This is a genomic window from Actinomadura sp. NPDC049753 (genome assembly GCF_040674655.1).
Classification (GTDB): Bacteria; Actinomycetota; Actinomycetes; order Streptosporangiales; family Streptosporangiaceae; genus Spirillospora; species Spirillospora verrucosospora.
Genome location: NZ_JBFARL010000289.1, coordinates 1 through 7,807, shown reverse-complemented (window position 1 = coordinate 7,807; position 7,807 = coordinate 1). Strand labels below are relative to the sequence as shown.

Genomic DNA, 7,807 nt, shown 5'->3' with positions numbered 1-7,807 from the left:
GGATCCCCCGGCTGGAGTGGCCCCATCCCGCCCCCACCTCGACAGAACAAATCTGTCTGTAAGACTATCGGATCCGCTCCTGGTGGAGGCGACACTGCCGCTGGGGGAGGAGCCGTGAGCGTCCGCGTCGCGGTGGCCGACGACCAGGAGGTCGTCCGCGCCGGATTCGGGGCCCTGCTGGGCACCCAGCCCGATCTGGAGGTCGTGGCGACGGCGGGCGACGGCGCCGCCGCGGTCCGGGTGTGCCGCGACCACCGTCCCGACGTCGTGCTGATGGACGTGCGGATGCCGGTCATGGACGGCATCGAGGCCACGCGCCGCGTCACCGCCGAGCCAGACCCGCCGAGGGTCCTGATGCTGACCACGTTCGACCTGGACGAGCACGTCTACGACGCCCTCGTCGCGGGCGCCAGCGGGTTCCTGCTCAAGGACGTCACGGCCGAGCGGCTGTTCGACGCCGTCCGGGTCGTCGCCGCGGGGGAGGCGCTGCTGGCCCCGGCGGTCACCCGCCGCCTCATCGGGGAGTTCGCGCGGCTGCGGCCGCGCCCGCCGTCGACGGGGCCCGCCCTGGACGCGCTGACGCCGCGCGAGACCGACGTGCTGCGCCTGGTCGCCGCGGGCCTGTCCAACGCCGAGATCGCCGGCCGGCTGGTCGTGGGGGAGGAGACGGTCAAGACCCACGTCAGCCGGATCCTGCGCAAGCTCGGGCTGCGCGACCGCGTCCAGGCGGTCGTCGCCGCCTACGAGAGCGGACTGGTGCTGCCACGCTCGGGCCGGTGAGGGGTACCCCGGGCCCGGCGGGGCGAAGGACCGGCGGCGCGAAGGCCGCCGGGCATGGCGAAGGCCCGCACCCCCGCCGGTACGGGCCCTCGCGTCGAGATCTGTCAGCCGCTCACGCGGACTTCCTGCGCCCCGCGCGCAGGATCTCCAGGCGTTCGGCCAGGACCTCCTCCAGGTCTTCCAGCGTGCGGCGCTCCATGAGCATGTCCCAGTGGGTCCTCGGCGGCTTTCCCTTCTTGGCTTGGGGCAGCTCGCCGTCGACCCGCAGGGCCGTGGCGCCGCAGCTGCGGCATTCCCAGGTGATCGGCACCTCGGCCTCGGCTGCGAGCGTCACGGTGAACCGGTGGCCCTTGGTGCAGGTGTAGTCCACCTCTTGGCGAGGGGCCAGATCGGTGTTGCGATCGTTCTCGTAGCTCGTCGCTCCGAGTCGGGTGCCGCGAAGTGCGCGCTCGGCCATCGTCACGTGCCTCCCAGACGGCTTGCGGTCTTGCCCTGACCAACGCTGAACACCGTGACAAGATTCCCCCGCCCGGGGTGATCCAACCCTGCTGTTTGCGGTCGTCCCCGGCCGCCGGCGGGGAACACGCGGCTGGCGCGCTAGTGACGGGACGTGAGCACCGCGTCGATGAGCCCGTAGTCCTTGGCCTCGGCGGCGGTGAAGTAGCGGTCGCGCTCCAGGTCGCGGCGGACGGTCGCGGGGTCGTGCCCGGTGGCCTCGGCCAGGATCGCCTCGGTCTGCTCGCGCAGCCGCAGCACCTCCCGCGCCTGGATCTCCAGGTCGGTGGCGGCGCCCTGGGCCACGTCGATCGCCGGCTCGTGCAGCAGGATCCGGGCGCCCGGCAGCGCCTGCCTGCGCCCCGGCGAGCCCGCCGCCAGCAGGATCGCCGCGGCCGACCCGGCCTGCCCGACGCAGGTCGTCTCGATCTCGGGCCGCACGTAGCGCATGGTGTCGCAGATCGCCAGCATCGCGGTGACCGACCCGCCCGGCGAGTTGATGTAGAGGGCGATGGGCCGGTCGGGATCCATGCCCTCCAGCGTCAGCATCTGCGCCGTGACGTCGTCCGCGCTGGTGTCGTCCACCGGCGTGCCGAGGAACACGATGCGCTCCTCGAACAGCTTGCTGTAGGGGTCGGTCTCCTTGCGGCCCTGGCCGGTGCGCTCCTCGAACTGGGGGACGAGGGAGCGCCGTTCCGCGCGTGTCATGTGCCCACCCGGTCGGTGCTGTCGATGACGTGGTCGACGAAGCCGTAGTCGCGGGCCTGCTCGGCCGTGAACCACGCGTCGCGGTCCCCGTCGGCCTCGATCCGCTCCAGCGGCTGCCCGGTGTGGAACGCCGTCCGCTCCGCCAGGGTCCGCTTGAGGTACAGCGACTGCTCCGCCTGGATCCTGATGTCGGACGCCGTGCCGCCGATGCCGCCGTGCGGCTGGTGCATCATCACGCGCGCGTGCCGCAGGGCGTACCGCTTGCCCCGGGTCCCCGCGCACAGCAGCGTCTGTCCCATGGAGGCGGCCATGCCCATCGCGACCGTGGATATGTCGTTCGGGACGAACTGCATCATGTCGTAGATCGCCATCCCGGCGTCCACGACGCCGCCGGGGGAGTTGATGTAGATCGTGATGTCGCGCCGGGCGTCCTGCGCCGCGAGCAGCAGCAGTTGCGCGTTGGTCCGGTTGGCGACCCCGTCGTCGATCTCGCTGCCGAGGAACACGATCCGCCGCGCCAGCAGCCGCTCGAACAGCTGCGCGTCCGCCGGTCGCGTCATCTCGTCCACGCGTGCCCACGACCTGCCGGTGAACGTCTCCGCCGGCCGTCGGCCGTCCTCTCGCCACGGTGCGCCGTCCATCCGAGCCTCCTTGATCATCTGTACGTTTCGTACACTACGTACGGACAGTATTCCAGTGCCAGCGGGAGGGCCAGAGGGGGGCGGGGTGTTTCGCTATACGATGAATCACGTGGATGTTCCGGTGACCGAAGCACGCGCCCAGTTCGCGGATCTGGTGAACCGGGTCGCCTACACCGGCGAGCCCGTCAAGCTCACGCGGCGGGGCAGGGTGATGGCCGCGCTGGTCTCTCCAGAGGATCTGGAACTCCTGGAGGCGGTCCGCGCCCAGCGCGCCGACCTGCAGGTCGGCGGGACCGTCCCGCCGGGGCAGCCGTCGCGGCCCGCCGAACGCCCCGAGCGGCAGCCGCAGCCGCCGATGCGCATCGCGGCCGAGTACCGCCCGCCCGGCTTCAGGCGCTGACCTCGGTCTCGCGACCGGTGCGCAGACCGGCGCCGGCGCCGGGCCCGGGGCGCACGAGCCGCGCCGCCGCGGCCGCGACGACGCACAGCGCCACCGGCAGGAACAGTGTGAGGCCGAGCGGCACGACGCGGGTGAGCGGGCCGATGACGGCCGGCCCCGCGAGCATCCCGAGGTAGCCGAGCCCGGCCACGCGGGAGACGTTGGCGCCCGAGGACTCCCGGTCGTGGTGGCCCGCCGCGCTGAACAGCTGGGGGACCGCCCCCGACAGCCCCGCCCCGAGCACGGCCCAGCCTGCGAGGGCCGGCGCCGCCCAGGGCGACAGCGCCGCCACCGTCAGGCCGGCCGCGGCCAGGGCGGTGCCGTTGCGGAGGACGGCCACCGGGCCGAAGCGCGCGGCGAGCCGGTCGGCCAGCAGGCGCCCGCCGGTCATGGCGGCGGAGAAGGCCCCGAACGCGAGCGCCGCGGTGCCGGGCGACGCGCCCAGATCGCGCAGGTGGAGCACGCTCCAGTCGTTGGCCACCCCCTCGCACAGCATGATCATGAAGGCGAGGACGGCCAGCCCCCGGATCCGGCGGGGCGTCCGGCGGCGCGCCGGCGGGGCGGCGGCGTCCGGCGTTCCACCGGACCGCAGCAGCGCGGGAGCGGCCGCCGCGCCCGCGGCCGTGCTCAGGATCGCCACCATGCCCAAGGTCGCCGCCGGGCTCCAGCCCCAGGTGAGCGTCCGGGCTCCGGCCAGGGCGGCCAGGACGCCCCCGAGGGAGAAGGCCGCGTGGAAGGCGGCCATGACGGGCCTTCCGTAGCCGCGCTCGACCTGGACGGCGTGGGCGTTCATGGCGACGTCCAGCGCTCCGTGGGCGGCGCCGAGGAGCAGCAGCGCCGCGCCGAGGGTCCAGGCGCCGGTCGCCAGGCCCGGCAGGACCACCGCGGCGCCGGCGGCCGCGGCGCTGAGCGGCACCACCCTGCGGGCGCCGGCGCGGTCGGTGAGGGGGCCCGCGACCCGCATCCCGACGACCGCGCCCGCGCCGAGGAGCAGCAGGACCCGTCCGAGCACCGCGTGGTCGATCCCCGTCCGGTGCTCGATGGGCGGGATATGGACGATCCACATTCCCAGCAGGAAACCGGCCAGGGTGAAGTAGGCGAAGGTGGCGAGCCGGGCCGCCCGCGGCGATCCGCCCGTCCCGGCGGCGGCGCCGGTCATACGAGCCTGACGTCCACGCCGGCGTCCCGCAGCCGTGCGACGGCGGGGCCGGGGGCGGACCGGTCGGTGATCACCATGTCGAGGGCGGTGGCCGGGCAGACGAGGCCGAGGCCGCTGCGGCCGAACTTGGCGCCGTCGCACACCGCGACCGTGCGGCGGGCCGCCGCGATCGCCGCGCGCTTGACCGGGACCTCGTCCAGGTCGTGCGCCGTCAGCCCGTGCTCGGCCGACAGCCCGCACACGCCGAGGACGGCGGTGTCCACGCGCAGCGCGGCGAGCGACGCCTCGGCGAGCGGCCCGGTGAAGGCCAGCGCCCCGGGCGTGGTCCGCCCGCCGGGGACCAGCAGCCGGATCTGCGCGGCCCCGCTGAGGGCGTTGGCGGCGTGCAGGTCCAGGGGGACGACGGTGAGCCGCCGCCCGGCGATCGTGCGGGCGACGGTCAGGGCGGTGGTCCCGGCGTCCAGGACGACGGCCTCGCCGTCGGCGAGGAGCGCGTCGACCTCGGCGGCGATCCGCCGCTTGGTCTCGGCCGCCTCGTGCTCGCGCACGGCGAAGGGCATCGCCTCGCCGCGCAGCAGCAGGCTCACCGCGCCGCCCCGCACCCGGCGCAGCACGCCCCGCTCGGCGAGCACGTCGAGGTCGCGCCGGATGGTCATCTCCGACGCGCCGGTCTCGTCGGCCAGGTCCGTCACGCTCACGCGCTCGGTGGTTCGCAACCGCTCGATGAGCATGTCCACCCGTTTCGAACTTTCCATGTGTTCAATCAATCAGGTTCGGTGTTAGATAGTCAATCGAGACCTGAGGAGCCGCCATGCCATGGATCGTCTTCGACTACGCCGGTGTGATCAGCGCGTCCCCGCCCGTGGGCGCCGGGGCGCTGCTGCCCGAGACGGTGGCGGCACCGCCCGCGCGGTTCTGGCCGGTGTACTGGGCGCACCGGCAGCCCTACGACCTGGGCGCCGTGACCGCCGAGGAGTTCTGGCGGGAGGTGTGCGGTGAGCTGGGCGTGCCGCTGGACGACGACCTGGTCCACGTGCTGGTGGCCCTGGACGTCCGCACGTGGGCGCACGTCAACGAGGACACCGTCGCGCTGCTGAGGGAGCTGGCCGGGCGCGGCACGCCGCTCGCCCTGCTGTCGAACGCGCCCGTCGAGCTGGCCCGCATGGTGGACGGGCGGCCCTGGGCGTCGCTGTTCCGGCACCGGCTCTACAGCGCCGACCTGGGGCTGGCCAAGCCCGCGCCGGAGATCTTCCACGAGCTGACCGGCCGGCTCGGCGCGGCCCCGGGCGAGGTGGTGTTCGTGGACGACCGCGAGGAGAACGTGCGGGCGGCCAGGATGCTCGGGATCCGGGCCGTGCACTTCACGGGCGTTCCGCGGCTGCGCGCCGACCTGGCCCGCGTCGCCGGGTGAGCGCGGGTCAGGACGGGGCGGGCGGCGGGGTCTCCTGCGGCCACAGGCCGCGCGAGGCCATCACGTCGCGGAGGGTGACCAGCTCGTCGGTCATGATGCCGTCGATGCCGAGGTCCAGGAGGCGCTTCATGGTGGCGGCGTCGTTGACCGTCCAGGCGTGGACCTGCAGCCCGAGCCGGTGGGCGTGGTCGATGAACGCCTCGGTGACGAAGGGGACGGGGCCGAGGCCGTAGGGCACCTGGGCGCAGGCGACGCCGGTGGCGGCGAGGCGGACGAGCTTGGCGGTGGGGCCCCCGATGGACTTGGCGCGCAGCGCCATCAGGCCGCGGGGGCCGAGCGCCATGCACACCTCGCGGTCGGTGAACATGGGGAGCCGCGCGCGCATCTGCGCCAGCCGGCGGGTGGAGAACGACGTGATGCACACGCGGTTCCACGCGCCGGTGCGGCGCAGCGTCTCGGCGAGCGGCCCGATGACGGGGGCGTCCTTCAGGTCGATGTTGACGCGCGCCTCGGGGAAGGAGCCGAGGACGTCCTCGAGGCGGGGGATGGGCTCGGTGCCGCCGATGCGGGCCTTGGCGACCTCGGCGTAGGGGAGCCGGGCGATGGCGCCGGTGCGGTCGGTGACCCGGTCGAGGGTGCGGTCGTGGAAGGCGACCACGACGCCGTCGGCGGTGGCGTGGGCGTCGGTCTCCAGATAGCGGTAGCCGAGGTCGGTGGCGCGCTGGAACGCGGCCATCGAGTTCTCCGGGCGTCCGGCCGCGCCGCCTCGGTGGGCGAAGGGGATCGGGCCGCGATGGTCGAGGAATTCGTACGAGCGCCGCACCCGTCCGATTATGGCCGACCGCGCCGCCCGATTTGACCTTACTGCGTAAAGGGCGGGGGCGGTGTCAGGACTGCTAGCGTCGGCGCCGCAATCGATCAGCGAGGGAGCACGAGCATGGCGGACGTGAACGACTACCGGGCGACCTTCGAGCTGGTGGACGTGGACGGCGACGGCTACATCTCGACGGCGGAGCTGAAGAACCTGATGACCCGGCTCGGGCAGGACATCACCGAGACCCGCGCCGTCGAGGTGGTCGTGGCCGCCGACGCCAACCGGGACGGCAAGATCTCCCTGGAGGAGTTCACCGCGCTGATGGAGCGGACCTCCCGGTGACGGCGGCGGCCGCGCGGGTCACCGCGCCCGGCGCCGCAGCTTGAGGGCGTTGTCGGTGCGGGTCATGGTGCGTCCGTCGGGTGCGGTCTGGACCCGTTCGTGCTCGTCGCTGCGCAGGACCTCCCACTCGTCCTCCGGCAGGGCGAGCGACTCGAAGACCTCGTCGGGCGTGGGCAGGTGCACTCCCGGGTGCGCGTCCGGGTCCCACGGCGGGGGCCCGGCGTGCCCGACGACGAGCAGGATCCCGCCGGGCGCGACGGCGGCCGCGGCGGCCCGCAGGACCTCCTCGCGCGGCATGTCGGCGGGGGAGTGCAGGAACTGCGCCGAGACCAGGTCGTAGGACCCCTCGGGGAACGAGACGGCCAGGTCGCGGCGCTGCCACTCGACGAGGTCGGCGACGCCGGCCTCCTCGGCGTGGCCGGCGGCGCGTTCGAGCGCCACGCCGGAGATGTCGACGGCGGTGACGCGCCAGCCGCGGCGCGCGAGCCAGACGGCGTCGGCGCCCTCGCCGCATCCGAGGTCCAGGGCGGTTCCGGGCTCCAGGTCGGCGGCCTCCTGCACGAGGACGGCGTTGGGCTCGCCGCTCCACATGTGGTGGTGTTCGCCGTAGCGGGAGTCCCAGTACTGCTGGTGGGTGGTGGTGTCGTCCATGCTTCGATCGTGCGCGGTGACCCCGCCCGGAGGCGAACTGCGTTGCCGTTTCGGCAAGGCGAGCAGGACGAGGGGGACGAGGACGGCCGGGGCCGCGGCGACGGCGTAGCAGGCCGGGAGCGGCAGCGCGTCCAGGGCCGCGCCCGTGGCGGCGGTGCCGCCGGCCGCGCCGAGGTTCAGCGCGGTGTTGACCCAGGCGACGGCGCGCGTCCGGGCGCCGGGCGGCGCGTCGGCGTCGGCGATCAGGTAGGCGGTGGTCAGCGTCGGGCCGACGAACAGCCCGGCGGCGAACGCGGCCGCGGCGAGGACGGCGACGGACGGGGAGAGTCCCGCGGCGGCGAGGCCGAGGCCGAGCGGGCAGGCGAGC

Annotated in this window: 11 protein-coding genes; 4 read left to right on the top strand and 7 right to left on the bottom strand. The window is 74.3% G+C overall.

Annotation, left to right across the window (positions count from 1 at the left end):
• The first annotated feature begins 114 nt into the window (after nucleotides 1-114).
• On the top strand, nucleotides 115-780 hold the full coding sequence (locus AB0K37_RS38665) for a response regulator transcription factor (protein ID WP_363990228.1): 666 nt from the start codon (nucleotides 115-117) through the stop codon (nucleotides 778-780).
• Between the two features lie 112 nt (nucleotides 781-892).
• Here the strand turns inward: AB0K37_RS38665 and AB0K37_RS38660 are convergent, their stop codons facing one another.
• The 3 genes from AB0K37_RS38660 to AB0K37_RS38650 all read right to left on the bottom strand — a co-directional run bounded on the left by AB0K37_RS38660 (nucleotide 893) and on the right by AB0K37_RS38650 (nucleotide 2,543).
• Nucleotides 893-1,237, bottom strand: coding sequence for an RNA polymerase-binding protein RbpA (locus tag AB0K37_RS38660; protein ID WP_345187085.1), 345 nt, complete (start codon nucleotides 1,235-1,237; stop codon nucleotides 893-895).
• Nucleotides 1,238-1,377: 140 nt separating this feature from the next.
• Nucleotides 1,378-1,983, bottom strand: coding sequence for an ATP-dependent Clp protease proteolytic subunit (locus AB0K37_RS38655; RefSeq protein ID WP_363990225.1), 606 nt, complete (start codon nucleotides 1,981-1,983; stop codon nucleotides 1,378-1,380).
• Nucleotides 1,980-2,543, bottom strand: coding sequence for an ATP-dependent Clp protease proteolytic subunit (locus AB0K37_RS38650; protein WP_363990231.1), 564 nt, complete (start codon nucleotides 2,541-2,543; stop codon nucleotides 1,980-1,982). The genes AB0K37_RS38655 and AB0K37_RS38650 overlap by 4 nt, the downstream gene beginning before the upstream one ends.
• A 202-nt stretch (nucleotides 2,544-2,745) precedes the next feature.
• Here AB0K37_RS38650 and AB0K37_RS38645 point away from each other — a divergent pair, with 202 nt between their 5' ends.
• Nucleotides 2,746-3,024, top strand: a complete 279-nt coding sequence (locus tag AB0K37_RS38645) for a type II toxin-antitoxin system Phd/YefM family antitoxin (RefSeq protein ID WP_363990222.1) — start codon at nucleotides 2,746-2,748, stop codon at nucleotides 3,022-3,024.
• Here the strand turns inward: AB0K37_RS38645 and AB0K37_RS38640 are convergent.
• Both AB0K37_RS38640 and AB0K37_RS38635 read right to left on the bottom strand, forming a co-directional pair.
• The gene (locus tag AB0K37_RS38640; protein WP_363990220.1) at nucleotides 3,014-4,222 is read right to left on the bottom strand and encodes an MFS transporter; all 1,209 of its coding nucleotides are present in this window, start codon (nucleotides 4,220-4,222) and stop codon (nucleotides 3,014-3,016) included. The genes AB0K37_RS38645 and AB0K37_RS38640 overlap by 11 nt on opposite strands.
• A complete protein-coding gene (locus tag AB0K37_RS38635) occupies nucleotides 4,219-4,977 on the bottom strand; it encodes a DeoR/GlpR family DNA-binding transcription regulator (RefSeq protein WP_363990217.1) in 759 nt (252 codons plus the stop codon). Before AB0K37_RS38635 ends, AB0K37_RS38640 begins: the two co-directional genes overlap by 4 nt.
• A 56-nt stretch (nucleotides 4,978-5,033) precedes the next feature.
• On the opposite strand from AB0K37_RS38635, the gene AB0K37_RS38630 reads away from it, so the two are divergent.
• Complete coding sequence (locus AB0K37_RS38630) at nucleotides 5,034-5,633, top strand: HAD family phosphatase (RefSeq protein ID WP_363990214.1); 600 nt, start codon at nucleotides 5,034-5,036, stop codon at nucleotides 5,631-5,633.
• A 7-nt stretch (nucleotides 5,634-5,640) separates the two neighbouring features.
• Here the strand turns inward: AB0K37_RS38630 and AB0K37_RS38625 are convergent, their stop codons facing one another.
• Entirely contained in the window at nucleotides 5,641-6,456 is an 816-nt protein-coding gene (locus AB0K37_RS38625; RefSeq protein WP_363990211.1) for a glycerophosphodiester phosphodiesterase, read from the bottom strand.
• 114 nt (nucleotides 6,457-6,570) lie between these two features.
• Here AB0K37_RS38625 and AB0K37_RS38620 point away from each other — a divergent pair, with 114 nt between their 5' ends.
• Entirely contained in the window at nucleotides 6,571-6,789 is a 219-nt protein-coding gene (locus AB0K37_RS38620) for an EF-hand domain-containing protein (protein ID WP_363990208.1), read from the top strand.
• A gap of 18 nt (nucleotides 6,790-6,807) precedes the next feature.
• On the opposite strand, the gene AB0K37_RS38615 is transcribed toward AB0K37_RS38620, so the two are convergent.
• On the bottom strand, nucleotides 6,808-7,807 hold a 1,000-nt coding region (locus tag AB0K37_RS38615), incomplete at its 5' end, for an MFS transporter (protein WP_363990205.1).